Source organism: Pseudomonas fluorescens, from assembly GCF_001623525.1.
Lineage (GTDB): Bacteria > Pseudomonadota > Gammaproteobacteria > Pseudomonadales > Pseudomonadaceae > Aquipseudomonas > Aquipseudomonas fluorescens_Q.
The window spans coordinates 6,897,568-6,919,098 of record NZ_CP015225.1 but is presented as its reverse complement, the minus strand read 5'-3'; the positions used below and the strand labels follow the sequence as shown (position 1 = coordinate 6,919,098).

The following is a 21,531-nucleotide window of genomic DNA, read 5'->3' as shown; positions in this document are numbered from 1 at the left end:
TTCTGTGCGCTGCTGGATACGCCCGAAGCGGGCATTTTCCAACTGGCCCCGGACCTGCCGAATGCCCGCCGCCAGCAGATCTACCTGCCCGACACCAACGTGCTGCAAACCCGCTGGCTGAGCGACGGCGCCGTGGTGGAAGTCACCGACCTGCTGCCCATCGGCGACAGCGAGGATGATTTACCGGTGCTGATGCGCAAAGTGCACATGACCGTCGGCAGCGCGACGTTTCGCATGCGCTGTGCCGTACGGCATGACTACGCCCGGGCCGCCACCACTGCGCGCCAGGACGCTGCCCACATCTGTTTCGAGGCGCCGGGGCAACCGAGCCTGCGCTTATGCTCCGACCAGCCCATGACGCTGGACGGCAATGCGGCGGTGGCCGAGTTCACCCTGGCGCAGGGCCAAAGCGCCGAATTCCTGCTGGGTGGCATCGACGACCCGCGCCTTCAGGACGATGTCAGCGCGATTTGCCTGGAACGCACCCTGGCGTTCTGGCGCGGCTGGATCGGCCAGTCCACCTACCGCGGACGCTGGCGGGAAGTGGTCAACCGCTCAGCCCTGGCGCTGAAGCTGCTGACCTCGCGCAAACACGGCGCCATCCTCGCCGCCGCCACCTTCGGCCTGCCAGAAACCCGCGGCGGCGAACGCAACTGGGATTATCGCTACACCTGGATCCGCGACTCTTCCTTTACCGTCTATGCATTCATGCGCCTGGGCTTCGTCGAAGAAGCCAACGCCTACATGCGCTGGCTGCGCGGCCGGGTCAGTGACTGCTGTGATCAACCGACCAAACTCAATATTCTCTACGGTCTGGACGGCAGGCTGGAACTGCCGGAAACCGAGCTGCCGCACCTGAGCGGCTTTGGCAACGCCCGACCGGTGCGCATCGGCAACCTGGCCTACAAACAGGTGCAGCTGGACATTTTCGGCGAGCTGATGGACGCGGTGTACCTGGTCAACAAATACGGCGAAGCGATCTCCCATCAAGGCTGGAAACACACCGTCGACGTGGTCGATCAAGTGTGCAAGGTCTGGCAGGACAAGGATGTGGGTATCTGGGAAATGCGCGGCGACAAACAGCATTTCCTGCATTCGCGGCTGATGTGCTGGGTCGCGGTGGATCGCGCCATCCGCCTGGCCGAAAAACGCTCCCTGCCCGCCCCGTTCGCCCGCTGGGACGAAACGCGCCAGGCCATCTACCAGGACATCTGGACGAACTTCTGGAACGACGAACACCAGCACTTCATCCAGCGCCTGGGCAGCACCGCCCTGGACGGCTCGATGCTGTTGATGCCGCTGGTGCGCTTCGTCAGCGCCCGCGACCCGCGCTGGCTCTCGACACTCGATGCCATCGAAAAAAACCTGGTGCGCGACGGCATGGTCTATCGCTACCGCAACGACGACAGCCCCATCGACGGCCTCCGCGGCATCGAAGGCTCATTCGCGGCCTGCTCGTTCTGGTACGTCGAATGCCTGGCCCGCGCCGGCCGCGTGGAAAAAGCCCAGCTGGAATTCGAACAACTGCTGCGCTACGCCAACCCGCTGGGGCTGTACGCTGAAGAATTCGACAGCCACGGCTACCACTTGGGCAACACGCCCCAAGCCCTGCCCCACCTGGCACTGATCAGCGCGGCGAGCTTCCTGGATCGCAAATTGAGTGGGGAGAAGACTCATTGGCAGCCGTGAACTGAGTAGCCCTTCAGACTGGGCACAGTCCCTGTGGCGAGGGAGCTTGCTCCCGCTCGACTGCGCAGCAGGCGCAAAATCTTCCAGCCTCCAAAGAATCAGCGTCTGGTATGGGGGTCGCTTCGCAACCCAGCGGGAGCAAGCTCCCTCGCCACAGGGAAAGCGGTGCGCTGGCTACCGCGCTGAGTAGGCCAATTCGATGTCATCCAAAGCTCGGTTGGCCAGCAACTTGGCCAGCTCGATCAACTGCTGAATACCCAACGCCACATGCCGCCGCGACCCTTCCAGCTCGAACGCCAGATCACTGACCATGGCATCGGCCGAGGCCAGGGTTTCGCTGAGGCTGGTCAGCACCGATTCGGTGTTGAGGCCGGGGACCACGGTGAACACCTGGCCGTCCTGGGTATCGGGTTTGGCTGGGGTGGGAGACAAGTGAATGTTCAACGCCCGGTCGGCGGCTTCGCGGAGTTTTTTTGTGTCGAGGGAGGTGTAGGCAGAAAGGTCTTCGGCGCGTGGAGGGTTGGGGGTGATCTTGACCATGATATGAATCTCCATTCGAAAGTGGAGTTCACCATTTCCGCGACCAAGCAGAAGGGTGGCGAACTGTACGCAGGTTGGTCGACCAGGGAATGGAAACCCGGCAGGGCCCGAAGCCCTCCCACGCACAGTCAGCCATAAAGCAGACAGCCGCTCGCGCGGCACCGTGCGCCATTCTAAACCCGGGCGACCAAACCCGGTCGCTGATTTTGCAGCGACGAGCAAAGCCTATCCCCGCCCCTTCCGAACCGGCAACCGACACGACTCGTCAGAAAATTCCGGTTCACCTAATTTTTTGTAGGAACACCGCACCACTGTGGTGGGGAATTTATCTGTGGCGAGGGGATTTATCCCCGCTGGGCTGCGCAGCAGCCCCTCAAAAGAACAACCTCAATTAACCTGACATACCGAGTTGCCAGATTTTGGGGCTGCTTCGCAGCCCAGCGGGGATAAATCCCCTCGCCACAGAAGCAATCACCGCAATTCGCCCATTTATCGTTACGCCCCTTTCGAGTTGCCAGCCCCGCCAACCCCTCCTAAGATCGATGCTCACGGGTGCAGCGGAGCTGCCCGATAAAAACCCGACTCAAGGACCTGACATGACCCATATCAAACGCCCCATCACCACCCCACCCCGAACAGGCCTGACCCGCGAAGACCTCTGGGAAGGCCAGGACCGGGGCCTGATCAAATGCTGGGAAATCGGCCGCGACCGCGCGATGAAGTTTCCCGAACTGGCGCAACGCTGCCTGGAGGGTGAGTTGCCGGTACTGGGCTGGAAAGGTGGCGTCAGCCGCAGCCTGAAGAAAAACGAAAAATTCGGCTGTCTCAAGTACCTCGCCCAATGGCAGGGCCTGCGCGGTGAAGACCTGGACATCGACTTGACCCAGGAGCGCACCCTGACCTGCTCCAGCACGAACATGATCGTGACGTTCACGCCGGATCGGGCCAAATACGTGAACCAGGAACCCGCCTGACCGCAACCGAGCAATGCCGGAGGCCAACATGAACCTCGATCCCAAGGTCAACTTCGCAGTGACGCCGCTGTTGCGCATCGCCTACGAAGAACACGGTCCCGCCAACGGCGAGCCAGTCATCCTGCTGCACGGTTTTCCTTACGACCCCAGGGCTTTCGATGAAGTCGCGCCCGCCTTGGCCGAGCGTGGATATTGGGTCATCGTACCCTACCTGCGCGGCTACGGCCCGACCCGGTTCAACAACCCGGCCATCATGCGTTCCGGCCAGCAGGCGGCGTTGGCCCAGGACCTGCTGGACCTGATGCACGCACTCTCCATCCCCCAGGCGGCGCTGTGCGGCTACGACTGGGGCGGTCGGGCGGCGTGTATCGTCGCGGCGCTGTGGCCCGAGCGTGTGCGCTGCCTGGTGACCGGCGATGGCTACAACCTGCAGGACATTCCACGTTCCACGCAGCCGCTGGCCCCGGAAACCGAACATCGCCTGTGGTACCAGTACTATTTCCACACGGCGCGGGGTGTCGAGGGCCTGACCCAGAACCGACGTGAACTGTGTGAATTGCTCTGGCGCCTGTGGTCACCAACCTGGAAACGTGGCGCCGAACGGTATCCCCTCAGTGCTGCGTCGTTCGACAACCCGGACTTCGTCGACGTGGTGATCCACTCCTACCGTCATCGGTTCATGTACGCACCGGGCGACCCGACGCTGGAGTGGATGGAAGAACGGCTGGCGGCACAACCGGCCATCAGCGTGCCGAGCATTTCCCTGTGCGGTGCCGACGACGGCGTGGGGCCAGCGTCGGAACACGATGAAGACGCCGAACACTTCACAGGTTCTTACGAGCGCCGAGTGCTGGCCGGTGTCGGCCACAACATCCCACAGGAAGCCCCCGAGGCCACGCTCAAGGCATTGCTGGATCTGCTTGAGGGCTGACGGCGAATCGCTCGCGATAGGCCTGGGGTGTCACGCCCATGGCCCGCAGGAAACTGCGACGCAGGGTTTCTTCGCTGCCGAAGCCACATTGCACCGCCACCCGCTTGATCGACACAGCGGTGTCGGACAACAGGCGGCGAGCGGTTTCCACGCGAATCAACTCCACCGCCCGCGCCGGGGTCTGGCCAGTGTCGGCGCGATAGTGCCGCACAAAGCTGCGTTCGCTCATACCCACCTCGGCGGCCAGGCTCGACAGGCCCAGGTCGCGGGTGAGGTTCTCGGCGATCCAGGCATGCAGGTCGTCAAACCGACTGCCCTGCTTTTGCAGCGACAAGGTCACGCTGAACTGCGATTGCCCACCGGGACGCTTGAGGAACACCACCAGGTGCCGGGCGACCTCCAGCGCCACCGCACGGCCCAGGTCCTCCTCCACCAGCGCCAGGGCCAGGTCGATGCCGGCCGTAACCCCGGCCGAGGTCCAGACCGGGCCGTCGTTGATGAAAATCGGGTTGGGTTCGACCCGCAATTGCGGATGTTGCTCGGCCAGTTGTTCGCAGCGGGTCCAGTGCGTCACCACGCGCCGTCCGTCCAGCCAACCGCTGGCGGCCAGCAGGAACGCCCCGGTGCACACCGACGCCACCCTTCGCGAACGCAGGCCGTGCTCCTTGACCCAGGCCACCAGCGCCGGATCCTTCGCCGCTTCGTACACGCCCCAACCACCGGCGATCAACAGCGTGTCGCTGCCTTCGCTCGGCAGCGGCTCGGCCATCAGCGCCAAGCCTGCCGAGGACATCACCGCCCCGCCGCCCACGGCGATGACCGTCGGCGTGTACGGCAACGGCAAGCCTTGCTGGCGGGCCAGGTCGTTGGCCGATGCGAAGACCTGCAAGGGCCCGGTGACATCCAGCACTTGCACGTTGGCGAAGGCCAGGACATGAACGGTTTTCGGTGGGTTGGGCATATTGGCGTGATTCGTGGGCTTATTGGCGTATACGCCAGAGCCTACGGATCTAAAGTCAAACCGTCCACCCCTCGGGCATCATCCAAAGGAGCACGCGACATGACGCTGCAGATCGGTTTGTTGTTATTCCCCCAAGTCCAGCAGTTGGACCTGACCGGCCCTTATGACGTACTGGCCTCGTTGCCGGACGTGAAGGTCCATCTGGTCTGGAAGGACCTGGCGCCGGTCACCGCCAGCACCGGGCTGGTGTTGCTGCCCACCACCACGTTCGAGGACTGCCCGAAGCTCGACGTGATCTGCGTCCCCGGCGGGACCGGCGTCGGGCCGCTGATGGAAGACGAACAGACACTGGCCTTCATCAAGGGGCAAGCCGCCGAGGCGAAATACATCACGTCCGTGTGCACCGGTTCGCTGGTGCTCGGTGCGGCGGGCCTGTTGCAAGGCAAGCGCGCCACCACCCATTGGGCCTATCACAGCCTGCTGCAAACCCTGGGCGCGACGCCGATCAAGGAGCGCGTGGTCCGCGACGGCAACCTGCTCACCGGTGGCGGCATCACGGCCGGAATCGACTTCGCCTTGACCCTGGCGGCCGAACTGTTCGACCAGGACACCGCCGAGCTGGTCCAGCTGCAACTCGAATACGCCCCTGCCCCGCCGTTCAACGCCGGCAGCCCGGACACTGCGCCGACGCGCGTGCTGGAAGAAGCGAACCGGCGTGCGGCCGAGTCGTTCCGGGTGCGCTCGCAAATCACCCAGCGTGCTGCGGCGCGCTTGGAACGGGCGTAACGATCAGTCCCGATGGAAATGAAATCCGTGGTGAGGGGGAGTTGTCCCCTCACCGCAAAGGTTATCGGTTCATCATCTCTCTTGGCGATACAACACCATCCCCGCGTGGTAGAGCACGCCTTCACGAAAATCCCCATCGGCGGTGAAACCGGTGTCGTCGTGGTATTCGATATGGTCATCCTGCAGCCAGTAGTCGCCCTGATATGCGCTCTCACGTACACCTCGCGCTTCGTCATAGCGTCCGCCCGGCAGCAGCCGATGACGAATCATGCCATCAGCCGTCACCCATAGGCCGACGAATTTATCCTGGTCTCCAAATGCCTTTCTCATGGGACATCTCCTCCTGTCGGTCAAGTCGGTCAGAATGGACTGGCGGTGGGCCGCACGATCAATTCGCTGACGTCTACGTCCGCTGGTTGTTCGATGGCGTAGGCAATCGCCCGGGCGATGGCTTCGGCCGGAATGGCGATCCTGCGGAACTCGCGCATTTCGGCACGTCCACCTTCATCGGAAATGCTCTCGGCCAGTTCCGATTCGGTCACGCCGGGGGAAATTACCGTCACGCGCACATCCCCTCCGACTTCCTGGCGCAAGCCCTCGGAAATCGCCCGCACGGCAAACTTGGTGGCGCAATACACGGCCGCAGTCGGGCTGACGGCGTAGGCACCGATCGACGCGATGTTGATGAACTGCCCGCTGCGCTGGCGCTGCATCAGCGGCAGGCCGGCGGCGATGCCGTGGAGCACGCCACGGATGTTGACGTCGATCATGCGGTCCCACTCCTCGACTTTCAGCGCCTCGAGCTTGGAGAGCGGCATGACCCCGGCGTTATTGATGATCACATCGACCCTGCCGAAACGCTGGACAGCGAAGTCGATCAGGTTCTGGACATCGTCGCGGCGGGTCACGTCCACCGCTTTGCAGATAGCCTGCTGGCCGGCGGTTTCGAGTTCCTGCACCAGTGTTTGCAGACGATCGATGCGCCGGGCGCCAAGCACGACACGGGCACCGCGAGCCGCGAGCAACCGCGCCGCGGCTTCACCAATCCCGCTGCTGGCGCCGGTGATGACCACTACTTTGTTTTGAATATCGGACATGATGGTTTCCTCGTCTGGATGTGATGGCTCCGGTGGGAGCGTTTTGACAGGTCCAGATTAGGGAACCGACCACGGCCTGGGTTAGCCGGATCCTCCTGCGCACTTGCACGATCCTGTGGCGATAAAACCGACTCTGGCCGACAGCCGCGCAATCGGCTTTACTAGCGCGGTTCACTCAATTTGGCCTGGGAGATTGATCGGCATGTCGGTATCCACGTCCATCCACATTGCGCCAGACGACGGCGTCAGCCAGCGCCGCGCCGAATTGGCGAGTCTGATGAAGCGCTTTGCGCCGGAATATGGCGTCCACCCTACGGCCATCGAGGCCTTGCACCTGATCCGTAGCGACCAGCCGACCGAAGCCCTGCACACCGTGCACAAGCCTGGTTTATGCGTGATTATCGAGGGGCGCAAGGAAGTGCGCCTGGCGGACGAATGCTACGTGTATGACCCGCTCAACTATCTGGTCGTCTCGGTGACCCTGCCACTGGCCGGCCAGGTGATTGAAGCCAGCCCCGAGCGCCCCTACCTGTGCATCCGCCTCGACATCGACCCGGCACAGATCTGCCGTCTGATTGCCGACGCCAGCCCTATCGGCGTGCCGACCGAAAGAACCGGACGCGGGCTGTTCCTGGATCGCATTGATGCGCCATTGCTCGACGCAGTGTTGCGCTTGCTGCGGCTGTTGGACAGCCCGGACGATATCGCCACCCTCGCGCCGTTGGCCCAACAGGAGATTTTCTACCGGCTGCTGCGTGGCGCCCAAGGCCAGCGCTTGCACGAAATAGCCATTCCCGACACCCAGACCCATCGCATCAGCCGTGCCATCGAATGGCTCAATACCCATTACGCCGAGCCGTTGAGCATCGACAGCCTGGCACAAATGATCAATCTCAGCCCTTCGGCGTTGCACCACCGCTTCAAAGCCGTGACCGCCATGAGTCCGCTGCAATACCAGAAACAACTGCGCTTGCAGGAAGCCCGACGGTTACTGTTGGCGGAGAACAGCGACGTTTCGTCAATCGGCTACAAGATGGGGTATGAAAGCCCCTCGCAGTTCAGCCGTGAATACAGCCGTCTATTTGGCGCCTCCCCGAGCAAGGACATCGCTCGTTTGCGTGCCCAGGCGCTGCAAGCCAGTAGCGCCTGATCCTGCACACAAACAGGATCAGGCAAAACCAGGACAGTATCCGTCTAACGCCCACCCCCGCCTCGCCCCTAATCTGAACCCATGCAGCAAGACAACCGTCGCCGCTGCAACGGGTTCAGCAGATCACGATATCTGAACGACCCGGCACTCAACCCTTGATATGACCGGAGTCTTTACCATGAAAACGTTCAACACCTTGATCGCCGTTACCACCTTCGCCCTGAGCGTCAGTGCGTTTGCCCTGCCGAGCCAGCAGCAAGACCGCTTCTTTACCCAGGCTAGCGATTACCAGCAGCCTGTGGCCGCTGATGGTGCGGATCGGACGTCGGGAGGGCAGACTCTCGCTGCCGATGGTGCGGATCGGACGCCTGGGGGGCAGACTCTCGCTGCCGATGGCGCGGATCGGACACCTGGGGGTCAGACCCTGGCTGCCGATGGCGCGGATCGGACACCTGGGGGTCAGACCCTGGCTGCCGATGGCGCAGATCGGACACCTGGGGGCCAGACCCTGGCTGCCGATGGCGCAGACCGGACACCTGGGGGCCAGACCCTGGCTGCCGATGGCGCAGATCGGACACCTGGGGGTCAGACCCTGGCTGCCGATGGCGCGGACCGGACGCCGGGAGGCCAGACCTTGGCTGCCGATGGTTCCGACCGCACCATGACCCGGCGCCTGGCATGATCAGACCACTTTTTCGCAGACGAAAAAAAACCCGCCTAGGCGGGTTTTTTGAGGACCAATTTGACTCCCTGTCCGGCATTCCATGCCTGGTCCAATCATCCATGACCCCGAGCACTCCCTGTACTCAGTGGATGAACATAGATTAGGCCCATCGGTATCTTGGAAAAAGACGAGAAAGCAGCAACGGTGTGTAAGCGTTTCGCTATAGGACCTTCTCAGATTTTTGCGGGCGAAAAAAAACCCGCCGAAGCGGGTTTTTCCAAGACCATTACGACTCCCTGTCGATAGCTTTCCTTGCAAGGTCGATCGTCCCTGATCCTGAGCACTTCCTGTGCTTCAGTGGATGAGTCCAGATTACGCCTCGGATCCAAAACGAAATAGACGACATAGCTACCATCTCGTGTAAGACATTCGCTACACCGCTCCCTCCGAAAACCCTTAGCCCCTCAGCAGTCCCTCCTATCAAGACTTGCCCAGGAAGGCTTCAATATTGGCCATCTGCTCGTCCCAACCACGGCTGTCCATGCGAAAAGCCTTGAGCCGGCGAGCCTCGGGAATGTTGTTGAAACCCGACTCCACGACTTTGAGCAGGGTGCCGCCATCCATGTCTTCAAGTTCGAATTGCACCCGGGTTTCGGACTCTTGAGAGTAATCCACCTGCGGCTCGACAGCGTAAGGATGCCAGCGAAACGAGAACACCCGCTCGGGCTCCACCCGTTCCACCGCCACGTCCCAGATGAGATGCTCGTAACCTGGATAAGTGATTTGCCCCTGGGTACGCTCCCCTGCCACAAACCGTTTCCCCTCAAGGGCAACACCGAACCATTGGCCGAAAGCTTCGGCATTGGCCAGGGCTCGCCAGACATGAGAGCGCGGAGCCTTAAGCAGGATCTTTCTTTCAATGCGATCGGATGAATGCATGGGTCACCTCCTGTGTTTCAACAGTAGGCTTGTAAGACCACAAGGCCAACCAGAAAGTTGTATCAGTATCGCCTTCTTTAAAACCGCAGGGAGCGATGTAAACTCACCCGGCGTTTTCAATCCCCTCAAGGAGAGACCAAACATGTCCCCGCGCTTGCTTCTGGCCCTGATGCCGCTGCTTTTCGTTACTGTTGCCCAGGCCGACGACTGCGCCGACGCCACCACTCAAGGCGAAATGAACCAATGCGCAGCCAAAGAAAACAAGGCCGCCGACAACGAGCTGAACAGCTTGTACAAGCTGATCACAGCACGCTTGAAGGACAACCCGCAGGCCAAACAGATGCTGGTCAAGGCGCAGCGTGCCTGGATAGGCTTCCGTGACGCCGAATGCAATTTCTCCGCCTCCGGGGTCGAGGGCGGTAGCGTCTACCCACTGATCTACAGCAACTGCATCACCGCCCAGACTAAAGCCCGGATCGAGGCATTCAAGACCTATCTCAAGTGCAAGGAAGGGGATCTGAGCTGCCCAGTACCCGGGGCTTAAGGGCCGGATGCAAAAAAGGATAACCTCTACAGGTCATCCTTTTTTTGGCCAAAGCTTTTTGTTTCAGGCAAAACAAAACCCCTACCTGCATCAGCAGATAGGGGTTTCGGAATTTAATCTTGACGATGACCTACTCTCACATGGGGAAACCCCACACTACCATCGGCGATGCATCGTTTCACTTCTGAGTTCGGGATGGGATCAGGTGGTTCCAATGCTCTATGGTCGTCAAGAAATTCGGTAGCCAGCGCGTGCCTTGCGGTCACGTTCCAGCGAATGGGTATGCGATAGTTTGTGTGTTGCAATCGAGCGTCTCGAACTTTCGGTTCGTTTCGTCTTCACACACCGCAATCTAGTCTCTTTCGCCTTTGGCTTGGAGCATACAAATTGCTTGGGTGTTATATGGTCAAGCCTCACGGGCAATTAGTACAGGTTAGCTCAACGCCTCACAGCGCTTACACACCCTGCCTATCAACGTCGTAGTCTTCGACGGCCCTTCAGGGGACTCAAGGTCCCAGTGAGATCTCATCTTGAGGCAAGTTTCCCGCTTAGATGCTTTCAGCGGTTATCTTTTCCGAACATAGCTACCCGGCAATGCCACTGGCGTGACAACCGGAACACCAGAGGTTCGTCCACTCCGGTCCTCTCGTACTAGGAGCAGCCCCTCTCAAATCTCAAACGTCCACGGCAGATAGGGACCGAACTGTCTCACGACGTTCTAAACCCAGCTCGCGTACCACTTTAAATGGCGAACAGCCATACCCTTGGGACCGGCTTCAGCCCCAGGATGTGATGAGCCGACATCGAGGTGCCAAACACCGCCGTCGATATGAACTCTTGGGCGGTATCAGCCTGTTATCCCCGGAGTACCTTTTATCCGTTGAGCGATGGCCCTTCCATACAGAACCACCGGATCACTAAGACCTACTTTCGTACCTGCTCGACGTGTCTGTCTCGCAGTCAAGCGCGCTTTTGCCTTTATACTCTACGACCGATTTCCGACCGGTCTGAGCGCACCTTCGTACTCCTCCGTTACTCTTTAGGAGGAGACCGCCCCAGTCAAACTACCCACCATACACTGTCCTCGATCCGGATAACGGACCTGAGTTAGAACCTCAAAGTTGCCAGGGTGGTATTTCAAGGATGGCTCCACGCGAACTGGCGTCCACGCTTCAAAGCCTCCCACCTATCCTACACAAGCAAATTCAAAGTCCAGTGCAAAGCTATAGTAAAGGTTCACGGGGTCTTTCCGTCTAGCCGCGGATACACTGCATCTTCACAGCGATTTCAATTTCACTGAGTCTCGGGTGGAGACAGCGCCGCCATCGTTACGCCATTCGTGCAGGTCGGAACTTACCCGACAAGGAATTTCGCTACCTTAGGACCGTTATAGTTACGGCCGCCGTTTACCGGGGCTTCGATCAAGAGCTTCGCGTTAGCTAACCCCATCAATTAACCTTCCGGCACCGGGCAGGCGTCACACCCTATACGTCCACTTTCGTGTTTGCAGAGTGCTGTGTTTTTAATAAACAGTCGCAGCGGCCTGGTATCTTCGACCGGCGTGGGCTTACGCAGCAAGTGCTTCACCCTCACCGGCGCACCTTCTCCCGAAGTTACGGTGCCATTTTGCCTAGTTCCTTCACCCGAGTTCTCTCAAGCGCCTTGGTATTCTCTACCCAACCACCTGTGTCGGTTTGGGGTACGGTTCCTGGTTACCTGAAGCTTAGAAGCTTTTCTTGGAAGCATGGCATCAACCACTTCGCCACCCAAAGGGTAACTCGTCATCAGCTCTCGGCCTTAGAATCCCGGATTTACCTAAGATTCCAGCCTACCACCTTAAACTTGGACAACCAACGCCAAGCTGGCCTAGCCTTCTCCGTCCCTCCATCGCAATAACCAGAAGTACAGGAATATTAACCTGTTTTCCATCGACTACGCTTTTCAGCCTCGCCTTAGGGACCGACTAACCCTGCGTCGATTAACGTTGCGCAGGAAACCTTGGTCTTTCGGCGTGGGTGTTTTTCACACCCATTGTCGTTACTCATGTCAGCATTCGCACTTCTGATACCTCCAGCAAGCTTCTCAACTCACCTTCACAGGCTTACAGAACGCTCCTCTACCGCATCACTTGCGTGATACCCGTAGCTTCGGTGTATGGTTTGAGCCCCGTTACATCTTCCGCGCAGGCCGACTCGACTAGTGAGCTATTACGCTTTCTTTAAAGGGTGGCTGCTTCTAAGCCAACCTCCTAGCTGTCTAAGCCTTCCCACATCGTTTCCCACTTAACCATAACTTTGGGACCTTAGCTGACGGTCTGGGTTGTTTCCCTTTTCACGACGGACGTTAGCACCCGCCGTGTGTCTCCCATGCTCGGCACTTGTAGGTATTCGGAGTTTGCATCGGTTTGGTAAGTCGGGATGACCCCCTAGCCGAAACAGTGCTCTACCCCCTACAGTGATACATGAGGCGCTACCTAAATAGCTTTCGAGGAGAACCAGCTATCTCCGAGCTTGATTAGCCTTTCACTCCGATCCACAGGTCATCCGCTAACTTTTCAACGGTAGTCGGTTCGGTCCTCCAGTCAGTGTTACCTAACCTTCAACCTGCCCATGGATAGATCGCCCGGTTTCGGGTCTATTCCCAGCGACTAGACGCCCTATTAAGACTCGCTTTCGCTACGCCTCCCCTATTCGGTTAAGCTCGCCACTGAAAATAAGTCGCTGACCCATTATACAAAAGGTACGCAGTCACCCAACAAAGTGGGCTCCCACTGCTTGTACGCATACGGTTTCAGGATCTATTTCACTCCCCTCTCCGGGGTTCTTTTCGCCTTTCCCTCACGGTACTAGTTCACTATCGGTCAGTCAGTAGTATTTAGCCTTGGAGGATGGTCCCCCATATTCAGACAAAGTTTCTCGTGCTCCGTCCTACTCGATTTCACTTCTAAGATCCTTTCGCGTACAGGGCTATCACCCACTATGGCCGCACTTTCCAGAGCGTTCCGCTAAAATCAAAGAAGCTTAAGGGCTAGTCCCCGTTCGCTCGCCACTACTAAGGGAATCTCGGTTGATTTCTTTTCCTCAGGGTACTTAGATGTTTCAGTTCCCCTGGTTCGCTTCTTGCACCTATGTATTCAGTACAAGATAACCATCTTATGATGGCTGGGTTCCCCCATTCAGACATCTCCGGATCACAGTCTGTTTGCCGACTCCCCGAAGCTTTTCGCAGGCTACCACGTCTTTCATCGCCTCTGACTGCCAAGGCATCCACCGTATGCGCTTCTTCACTTGACCATATAACCCCAAGCAATCTGGTTATACTGTGAAGACGACATTCGCCGAAAATTCGATCTTGCTCAAAGAGCAACTCACAAATTTTACCTTAGCCTGATCCGTTACCAGTGAAAGTAACGTCCAGTCTATCTTTCTATCACATACCCAAATTTTTAAAGAACGAACTAGTCAAAGACTAGAAATCAACATTCACCATCGTTTGATGGAATGCTCATTTCTAAGCTTTATACAATCGAAGCAGTAGTGGTGGAGCCAAGCGGGATCGAACCGCTGACCTCCTGCGTGCAAGGCAGGCGCTCTCCCAGCTGAGCTATGGCCCCGTATTTCTACAGGCGTTTCCCACACAAAATTGGTGGGTCTGGGCAGATTCGAACTGCCGACCTCACCCTTATCAGGGGTGTGCTCTAACCAACTGAGCTACAGACCCAATTTCGAGCTTGTAACTGTTAGCTATGAGCTATCAGCTTGGAGCTTAAAGCTGCTTCTATCGTCTTCTTCAATGAATCAAGCAATTCGTGTGGGAGCTCATGAAGCAGCTGCGGTCGTCGATTAAGGAGGTGATCCAGCCGCAGGTTCCCCTACGGCTACCTTGTTACGACTTCACCCCAGTCATGAATCACACCGTGGTAACCGTCCCCCCGAAGGTTAGACTAGCTACTTCTGGTGCAACCCACTCCCATGGTGTGACGGGCGGTGTGTACAAGGCCCGGGAACGTATTCACCGCGACATTCTGATTCGCGATTACTAGCGATTCCGACTTCACGCAGTCGAGTTGCAGACTGCGATCCGGACTACGATCGGTTTTGTGGGATTAGCTCCACCTCGCGGCTTGGCAACCCTCTGTACCGACCATTGTAGCACGTGTGTAGCCCAGGCCGTAAGGGCCATGATGACTTGACGTCATCCCCACCTTCCTCCGGTTTGTCACCGGCAGTCTCCTTAGAGTGCCCACCATTACGTGCTGGTAACTAAGGACAAGGGTTGCGCTCGTTACGGGACTTAACCCAACATCTCACGACACGAGCTGACGACAGCCATGCAGCACCTGTCTCAATGTTCCCGAAGGCACCAATCCATCTCTGGAAAGTTCATTGGATGTCAAGGCCTGGTAAGGTTCTTCGCGTTGCTTCGAATTAAACCACATGCTCCACCGCTTGTGCGGGCCCCCGTCAATTCATTTGAGTTTTAACCTTGCGGCCGTACTCCCCAGGCGGTCAACTTAATGCGTTAGCTGCGCCACTAAGAGCTCAAGGCTCCCAACGGCTAGTTGACATCGTTTACGGCGTGGACTACCAGGGTATCTAATCCTGTTTGCTCCCCACGCTTTCGCACCTCAGTGTCAGTATCAGTCCAGGTGGTCGCCTTCGCCACTGGTGTTCCTTCCTATATCTACGCATTTCACCGCTACACAGGAAATTCCACCACCCTCTACCATACTCTAGCTCGACAGTTTTGAATGCAGTTCCCAGGTTGAGCCCGGGGCTTTCACATCCAACTTAACGAACCACCTACGCGCGCTTTACGCCCAGTAATTCCGATTAACGCTTGCACCCTCTGTATTACCGCGGCTGCTGGCACAGAGTTAGCCGGTGCTTATTCTGTCGGTAACGTCAAAACACTAACGTATTAGGTTAATGCCCTTCCTCCCAACTTAAAGTGCTTTACAATCCGAAGACCTTCTTCACACACGCGGCATGGCTGGATCAGGCTTTCGCCCATTGTCCAATATTCCCCACTGCTGCCTCCCGTAGGAGTCTGGACCGTGTCTCAGTTCCAGTGTGACTGATCATCCTCTCAGACCAGTTACGGATCGTCGCCTTGGTGAGCCATTACCTCACCAACTAGCTAATCCGACCTAGGCTCATCTGATAGCGCAAGGCCCGAAGGTCCCCTGCTTTCTCCCGTAGGACGTATGCGGTATTAGCGTCCGTTTCCGAGCGTTATCCCCCACTACCAGGCAGATTCCTAGGCATTACTCACCCGTCCGCCGCTCTCAAGAGAAGCAAGCTTCTCTCTACCGCTCGACTTGCATGTGTTAGGCCTGCCGCCAGCGTTCAATCTGAGCCATGATCAAACTCTTCAGTTCAAACATCTTTGGATTTTGAGAAAACCCTAAACTTGGCTCAGCAATCGTTGGTTACATCTTTGATTTCTCGCGGAGTAACTTGTGATGCTGATAATCTGTTGACTAGCAGTCTGACTCCACAAGCACCCACACGAATTGCTTGATTCAGTTGTTAAAGAGCGGTTGGCTGAGTCTTTCGTCTCAACCGAGGCGCGCATTCTACAGCGCCCCGTGTATCTGTCAAGCGGTTATTTTCAGAAGTTTTCAAAGTTTCCTTTTCAACTTCAACCACTTGCGCTTTCGATCTCTCGTTAGCGGGAGGCGAATTCTACAGCGTTACTCGCTGCTGTCAACACCTCTTTTTCACCGCTTTCGACCGAGAAGATCGAACCGCCGATAGAGCCAAACAACACCGCCCCACCTGCTCCTTCCGGGCTTCGATGAACTGAAGCCCAACACCTTCGAAACTTACTTAACTCGTTGAATCTCAAGGAGTTTTCCGTTTCGACTGCGCCGGAAGTGGGGCGAATTATAGACTTCCAGAATCTGCCGTCAACCCTTAATTTGATTTTTCTATCTTTAGCCCGACATGACACTTAAATCTGCCCGGTATATAGACGGAATCGCTGCATGTGCGCAATATACTGCTCAACATTGCCCCCCGCCTTTATTCTGGACGACACTTCGTAATGACACCCCCTCCACATCGCAGCCTGGCCTCCACCCTGTATCCGGTTGCCCTACTATTAATAGCCATGGCCTCCATTCAATCGGGAGCCTCCCTCGCCAAAAGCATGTTCCCTGTAGTGGGCGCACAGGGCACAACAACGCTGCGACTCATTTTTGCCAGCCTCATCATGCTGTTATTGCTACGTCCCTGGCGCGCCAAGCTCACCGCCCAATCCCTGCGCACCGTGATCGTTTACGGGATGGCATTGGGCGGCATGAACTTTCTCTTCTATATGTCGGTTCGTACCGTTCCACTGGGCATTGCCGTAGCACTGGAGTTCACCGGCCCCCTGGCAGTCGCCATATACGCCTCACGCAGGGCAATCGATTTTCTCTGGATCGCCCTGGCAGTCGCTGGCCTGCTTCTGCTTATACCGACCGGTGCGACCAATGCCGGTATTGACCTGCTTGGAGCCGGCTACGCGCTGGGCGCAGGTGTTTGCTGGGCGTTGTACATCCTGTTTGGCCAGAAAGCCGGTGCGGACAATGGCGTACAAACCGCCGCTTTGGGGGTAATGATCGCCGCTCTGTTCGTCGCCCCGATTGGTATCGTGCACGCGGGTGCCGCACTGCTCACACCGAGCCTGATTCCAATCGCCATCGGGGTCGCCATCCTGTCTACGGCCCTGCCCTACACCCTGGAAATGATCTCCCTGACCCGAATGCCAGCCCGCACTTTCGGTACCCTGATGAGCGTCGAACCGGCAGTCGCGGCCCTGTCGGGGCTGGTCTTTCTGCAGGAGTACTTGTCCTTGGCCCAATGGCTCGCCATTACCTGCATCATCCTCGCGTCGGTCGGCGCAACGATGACCATGGGTAACACTGCGAAGCCTGCCGTCGCGGCAGATTGAAGCAGGATTTAACGAAGGTCTGGTATTTGCCCCGCATTTAGGCCATGTTTAGACCGGTAACCCAATGTCAGACATGGATTTTTTCATACAGGACGTCATGAACGCTTCAAGCAAGAGCGAACACAATCGTACGTGGACACAAGATCCACGACGATTATAAGGACGGGAATGAAACGAATTTTGATACTGATCGCCGTACTTGCAGTAGCGGGCTGTGCGGCAACATCGAAAACTGAAGTCAAGCGCGGCAAGAAAGGCCTGCACATCAACTGCTCCGGCCTGTCCTCATCCTGGGATCAGTGCGCCGCCAGCGCCGCCAATTCATGTGCTCCCAAGGGTTACAAGGTCATTGCCAAGTCCGGCGACGCCGTCGAGGAGCCCGGGGATTATCCCTTCGGGCTCAACCCCGCTGGCTATACCAGCCGCAGCATGATCGTCATCTGTAAATAGGCCACGTCAGTCGAGCCCTTGCTCGGCCATTCGGCGCCTAATCTCCTCATGACTGGATTTGAGGACGTCACGCTGGACCTGCGGCGTGACCAGCATCCGCGCAACCACCAATGCTCCCACGCATTGAGACAGGATGGCCCATGCCAGACTGTCGCTTCCCAATATCCGCGCCCAGCTTTCGTGCAAACGACAGATCCACGTTTGCGCCGCCTCCCTCACCTGGACATCCGATCGCGCGATCTCGGCACCCAGCACCGGTAACGCACACCCTGCTTCGGGCTGCTCAACGTGGCTCATGCTCAGGTACTGCTTGAGGCAGCGCTCCAGCTTCATTGAGTCCATCGCACCGTCTCCACTCAGACGATCCAGGCTTTGGGCCAATTCCCGCTCAACAATGGCCTTGAAAAGCTCATCCTTCGATGAGAAGTGGCTATAAAACGCACCGCCGCTCAACCCGATCGCTTTCATCAAACCATCGACGCCGACCGTGGAGAAACCCGACTTCTTGGCAGAGACGGCACTGCTGGCGAGCAGTTTCTCGCGGGTTTCCATTTTGTGATTGGCTGAATATCGCATGGTTCCTGCCCCTGATTGCTCACCTTGACGCTTGCCGGATCTTAGCATAACGTCCGTTTAGTTAACGATCGTTTACCAATGAGGCTGACCATGAATAACAAGAAGGTCGTACTGGTTGTTGGCGCGGGCGATGCCACCGGCGGAGCGATTGCCAAACGCTTTGCGCAGGAAGGTTTTGTGGCCTGCGTTACCCGTCGCAGCGCCGACAAACTCGAACCCCTGGTGGATGGAATCCGCGCCCAAGGCGGCGAAGCCCACGGGTTTGCCTGCGATGCACGCAAAGAGGACGACGTGATCGCACTCATCGAGCAAATCGAGAACCAGATCGGCCCGATCGAAGCCTTTGTGTTCAACATCGGCGCCAATGTCCCCTGCAGCATCCTCGAAGAAACCGCACGCAAGTATTTCAAGATCTGGGAAATGGCCTGTTTCTCAGGCTTTCTCAATGCACGGGAAGTGGCCAAGCGCATGGTCAAGCGCCAGCGCGGGACAATTCTGTTTACCGGGGCAACGGCGGGATTGCGTGGCGCTTCGGGGTTCGCCGCATTCGCGGGCGCCAAGCATGGCATCCGGGCACTGGCCCAGAGCATGGCCCGTGAGCTGGGACCGATGAATATTCACGTGGCCCACGTGGTGGTGGACGGCGCCATCGACACTGACTTCATCCGCGATAATTTCCCGGAGAAATATGCCACCAAGGATCAGGACGGCATCCTGAACCCCGAACACATCGCCGACAACTACTGGTACCTGCACAGCCAACCCCGCGACGCCTGGACCTTCGAACTGGACCTGCGGCCCTGGAGCGAACGCTGGTAAACCTCCCCTCACACAACAAGAGAGCAGATCCCATGAGCAAATCGGTGGAGTTTTACTTCGATTTCGGCAGCCCGACCACGTACCTGGCCTACACCCAGTTGCCGACGCTATGCGCGCAGACCAACAGCCAGCTGATCTATCGCCCGATGTTATTGGGTGGCGTCTTCAAGGCAACCGGCAATGCATCACCGGCGACTGTGCCGGCCAAGAACCCTTACCTGTTCAAGGATCTGAATCGCTTCGCCAAGCGCTATGAGGTCGCCTTCAAGTTCAATCCTCACTTCCCCATCAATACACTGCAACTGATGCGCGCGGTGACTGGCATGCAATTGCGCCAACCTGAACGCTTCGAGGCCTTCGTCGATTGCCTGTTCCGCGCCTTTTGGGTGGACGCCCGCAACCTCAATGACCCCACGACCGTCGCAGCAGTCCTGAACGAAGGCGGTTTCGACGCCGACTATGTGCTGGCCCTGACGAACGACGAGCAGGTCAAGCAAGCACTCAAGACCGCCACTGAAGAAGCCATCGCACGGGGCGTGTTCGGCGCCCCGAGCATGTTTGTCGGCAACGAGTTGTTCTTCGGCCAGGATCGGTTGGACTTCGTCCGTGAAGCCCTTGCCTGATCCTCTACTTCAAATTGCCATCGTTCGCGTGTTCAGCCATTGCAGTGCGTCACCGTCCAGCAACGGGCCCAAGCGACGCTGAACCTCGGCGTGGTAAGCGTTGAACCAGTCTTTTTCGTCCTGGGTCAGCAAAGAAGGTTCCAGGCAGCGGGTGTCGATCGGGCACAGGGTCAGGGTTTCGAACTCAAGGAACTCGCCGAACTCGCTGCTTCCGGCTTCACGGTTCAACACCAGGTTCTCGATACGCACCCCCCAGCGACCGGGACGATAAGTGCCCGGCTCGATGGAGGTGATCATGCCAACCTGCATCGCCGTTTGCGGCGCGGCAGCGGCTTGATAGGCAATCACCTGCGGGCCTTCGTGGACATTGAGGAAATAGCCGACGCCATGACCGGTGCCGTGGCCGTAATCCACCTGCTCTGCCCAGATCGGTGCGCGGGCGATTGCATCCAGCAACGGCGAAAGAATGCCCCGTGGGAATTTGGCCCGGGACAGGGCAATCACGCCCTTGAGCACGCGCGTGCAATCACGTTTCTGCTCAGCAGTGGGTGTGCCGACCGGCACCATGCGAGTGATGTCGGTGGTGCCCCCCAAGTACTGGCCGCCGGAATCGATCAGCAACAGGCCATCACCTTCGATGACCGCATGGGCTTCTGCCGTGGCGTGGTAATGAGGCATCGCGCCGTTGGCGTTAAAGGCGGCGATGGTGTTGAAACTCAGGGAGACGAAGTCCGGCCGGCGAGTGCGGGCGGCGGTCAGGTGCTCGTCGATGGTCAATTCGGTGATGCGCTCGCGCCCCCAGGCCCCTTCCAGCCAGGCGAAGAACTCACAGAGCGCCGCGCCATCCTGCTCCATGGCCCGACGGATGTGCTCGGCATCGGCCAGGCTTTTTCGAGACTTGGCCAGCGTCGTTGGGTTGAGACCTTCGACCAGCTTCACGCCGCTGCCCAGATTATCCAGCAAGCCGACCGTCACCCGCGCCGGATCGATCTGCAGGCTCGCACCGTCCGGCACTTCACGCAACGCGGCGGCGGCTTCGCTGTAATCGCGCAGGGTCACGCCGTCCTGTTCAAGAACGGCACGCAGCGCTGCGTCAACCTTGTCCAAGGCCACGAACAGCGTCGCCTGTTGCTGGCCGATCAAGGCAAAGGAGACGAATACCGGGTTGAACGACACATCCGCGCCGCGCAGGTTGAACAACCAGGCGATGTCATCCAGCGTGGCGATGAAATGCCAGTCGGCACCACGCTCCTTGAGGGATTCGCGCAGCTTGGCGAGTTTCTCGACCCGGCTGACGGTCGCCTGGGGCGGCAAATGGGCATAGACCGGCTGATCCGGCAAGCTTGGGCGATCGCTCCAGGCCTCCTTGAGCAGGTCGATGTCGGTACGCAACCGTGCGCCGCGTTCCGCAAGTTTGCCACCCAGGGTTCGGGCCGATGCCACGGCCATGACCGCACCGTCGACGGCGACCACCCCACCCTCAGGCGTTTGTTCCGCCAGCCAGTCCAAGGGGCCGGGTTGGCCGGGAATGAGCTTGACCAGTTCGATACCACTGCCCTCCAGTTCCTTGGTGGCCTGCTCCCAATAACGGCTATCGGCCCAGACGCCAGCGAAACTGCCGGTCACGATCAAGGTACCCACCGAGCCATGGAAGCCCGACAGCCATTGCCGCCCCTGCCAATAGCCCGGCAGATATTCGGACAGATGCGGGTCGGCCGATGGCACCAGCAGCGCATGAATGCCCTCTCGGCTCATCAGTTGGCGGATTTTGGCCAGGCGCTGGGGAACCAGTCCACGGGACAAAGGCTCGGTGCTCATTGTTTCTCCTGCTCATTGATATTGTTGTTCG

At 58.4% G+C, this 21,531-nt stretch carries 18 protein-coding genes, 2 tRNA genes and 3 rRNA genes; 11 read left to right on the top strand and 12 right to left on the bottom strand.

Going from position 1 to position 21,531, the window contains the following annotated elements; translation table 11 throughout:
- On the top strand, positions 1-1,689 hold a 1,689-nt coding region (locus tag TK06_RS30415), incomplete at its 5' end, for a glycoside hydrolase family 15 protein (protein WP_063325032.1).
- A 174-nt stretch (positions 1,690-1,863) separates the two neighbouring features.
- Here the strand turns inward: TK06_RS30415 and TK06_RS30410 are convergent.
- Positions 1,864-2,229 (bottom strand): DUF6124 family protein, encoded by a 366-nt coding sequence (locus TK06_RS30410; RefSeq protein ID WP_063325031.1) that lies wholly within the window; start codon positions 2,227-2,229, stop codon positions 1,864-1,866.
- Positions 2,230-2,825: 596 nt separating this feature from the next.
- Here TK06_RS30410 and TK06_RS30405 point away from each other — a divergent pair.
- Entirely contained in the window at positions 2,826-3,203 is a 378-nt protein-coding gene (locus tag TK06_RS30405; protein WP_063325030.1) for a hypothetical protein, read from the top strand.
- 28 nt (positions 3,204-3,231) lie between these two features.
- On the top strand, positions 3,232-4,134 hold the full coding sequence (locus tag TK06_RS30400; RefSeq protein WP_063325252.1) for an alpha/beta fold hydrolase: 903 nt from the start codon (positions 3,232-3,234) through the stop codon (positions 4,132-4,134).
- Here the strand turns inward: TK06_RS30400 and TK06_RS30395 are convergent.
- On the bottom strand, positions 4,103-5,095 hold the full coding sequence (locus TK06_RS30395; RefSeq protein WP_063325029.1) for a GlxA family transcriptional regulator: 993 nt from the start codon (positions 5,093-5,095) through the stop codon (positions 4,103-4,105). The genes TK06_RS30400 and TK06_RS30395 overlap by 32 nt on opposite strands.
- A 99-nt stretch (positions 5,096-5,194) precedes the next feature.
- On the opposite strand from TK06_RS30395, the gene inhA reads away from it, so the two are divergent.
- Positions 5,195-5,881 carry an isonitrile hydratase gene (gene inhA / locus TK06_RS30390; RefSeq protein WP_063325028.1) on the top strand — a complete coding sequence of 229 codons (687 nt, stop codon included), beginning with the start codon at positions 5,195-5,197 and terminating at the stop codon, positions 5,879-5,881.
- Between the two features lie 72 nt (positions 5,882-5,953).
- Here inhA and TK06_RS30385 read toward each other — a convergent pair whose 3' ends face one another.
- Positions 5,954-6,211, bottom strand: coding sequence for an Atu4866 domain-containing protein (locus TK06_RS30385; protein WP_063325027.1), 258 nt, complete (start codon positions 6,209-6,211; stop codon positions 5,954-5,956).
- A 29-nt stretch (positions 6,212-6,240) separates the two neighbouring features.
- On the bottom strand, positions 6,241-6,978 hold the full coding sequence (locus TK06_RS30380; RefSeq protein WP_063325026.1) for an SDR family oxidoreductase: 738 nt from the start codon (positions 6,976-6,978) through the stop codon (positions 6,241-6,243).
- A 202-nt stretch (positions 6,979-7,180) separates the two neighbouring features.
- Here TK06_RS30380 and TK06_RS30375 point away from each other — a divergent pair, with 202 nt between their 5' ends.
- Both TK06_RS30375 and TK06_RS30370 read left to right on the top strand, forming a co-directional pair.
- Complete coding sequence (locus TK06_RS30375) at positions 7,181-8,128, top strand: AraC family transcriptional regulator (RefSeq protein ID WP_063325025.1); 948 nt, start codon at positions 7,181-7,183, stop codon at positions 8,126-8,128.
- A 178-nt stretch (positions 8,129-8,306) separates the two neighbouring features.
- Complete coding sequence (locus tag TK06_RS30370) at positions 8,307-8,810, top strand: hypothetical protein (protein ID WP_063325024.1); 504 nt, start codon at positions 8,307-8,309, stop codon at positions 8,808-8,810.
- Between the two features lie 462 nt (positions 8,811-9,272).
- Here TK06_RS30370 and TK06_RS30365 read toward each other — a convergent pair whose 3' ends face one another.
- Entirely contained in the window at positions 9,273-9,731 is a 459-nt protein-coding gene (locus tag TK06_RS30365; RefSeq protein ID WP_063325023.1) for an SRPBCC family protein, read from the bottom strand.
- A gap of 142 nt (positions 9,732-9,873) precedes the next feature.
- On the opposite strand from TK06_RS30365, the gene TK06_RS30360 reads away from it, so the two are divergent.
- Complete coding sequence (locus tag TK06_RS30360; protein ID WP_063325022.1) at positions 9,874-10,275, top strand: lysozyme inhibitor LprI family protein; 402 nt, start codon at positions 9,874-9,876, stop codon at positions 10,273-10,275.
- Positions 10,276-10,392: 117 nt separating this feature from the next.
- Here TK06_RS30360 and rrf read toward each other — a convergent pair.
- The 5 genes from rrf to TK06_RS30335 all read right to left on the bottom strand — a co-directional run bounded on the left by rrf (position 10,393) and on the right by TK06_RS30335 (position 15,655).
- Positions 10,393-10,508 (bottom strand): 5S ribosomal RNA (gene rrf, locus TK06_RS30355).
- 169 nt (positions 10,509-10,677) lie between these two features.
- Positions 10,678-13,568, bottom strand: a 23S ribosomal RNA gene (locus TK06_RS30350).
- 244 nt (positions 13,569-13,812) lie between these two features.
- Positions 13,813-13,888, bottom strand: a tRNA-Ala gene (locus TK06_RS30345).
- Positions 13,889-13,918: 30 nt separating this feature from the next.
- Positions 13,919-13,995: transfer RNA gene (locus tag TK06_RS30340), tRNA-Ile, on the bottom strand.
- Positions 13,996-14,118: 123 nt separating this feature from the next.
- Positions 14,119-15,655: ribosomal RNA gene (locus TK06_RS30335) — 16S ribosomal RNA — on the bottom strand.
- The 16S, 23S and 5S rRNA genes sit together here with 2 tRNA genes alongside, the layout of an rRNA operon.
- 668 nt (positions 15,656-16,323) lie before the next feature.
- Here TK06_RS30335 and rhtA point away from each other — a divergent pair.
- Positions 16,324-17,214: a threonine/homoserine exporter RhtA gene (gene rhtA / locus TK06_RS30330; RefSeq protein WP_063325021.1), complete on the top strand. Its 891-nt coding sequence runs from the start codon at positions 16,324-16,326 to the stop codon at positions 17,212-17,214.
- Between the two features lie 168 nt (positions 17,215-17,382).
- Positions 17,383-17,664: a hypothetical protein gene (locus tag TK06_RS30325; protein WP_014337379.1), complete on the top strand. Its 282-nt coding sequence runs from the start codon at positions 17,383-17,385 to the stop codon at positions 17,662-17,664.
- Positions 17,665-17,670: 6 nt separating this feature from the next.
- On the opposite strand, the gene TK06_RS30320 is transcribed toward TK06_RS30325, so the two are convergent.
- On the bottom strand, positions 17,671-18,240 hold the full coding sequence (locus TK06_RS30320) for a TetR/AcrR family transcriptional regulator (protein ID WP_018600292.1): 570 nt from the start codon (positions 18,238-18,240) through the stop codon (positions 17,671-17,673).
- 90 nt (positions 18,241-18,330) lie between these two features.
- Between TK06_RS30320 and TK06_RS30315 the strand changes: the two genes are divergently transcribed.
- The gene (locus TK06_RS30315; protein ID WP_063325020.1) at positions 18,331-19,059 is read left to right on the top strand and encodes an SDR family oxidoreductase; all 729 of its coding nucleotides are present in this window, start codon (positions 18,331-18,333) and stop codon (positions 19,057-19,059) included.
- Between the two features lie 32 nt (positions 19,060-19,091).
- Positions 19,092-19,682 (top strand): 2-hydroxychromene-2-carboxylate isomerase, encoded by a 591-nt coding sequence (locus tag TK06_RS30310; RefSeq protein WP_063325019.1) that lies wholly within the window; start codon positions 19,092-19,094, stop codon positions 19,680-19,682.
- 9 nt (positions 19,683-19,691) lie between these two features.
- Here TK06_RS30310 and TK06_RS30305 read toward each other — a convergent pair whose 3' ends face one another.
- Positions 19,692-21,500, bottom strand: a complete 1,809-nt coding sequence (locus tag TK06_RS30305) for an aminopeptidase P family protein (RefSeq protein WP_063325018.1) — start codon at positions 21,498-21,500, stop codon at positions 19,692-19,694.
- Positions 21,501-21,531 lie beyond the last annotated feature (31 nt).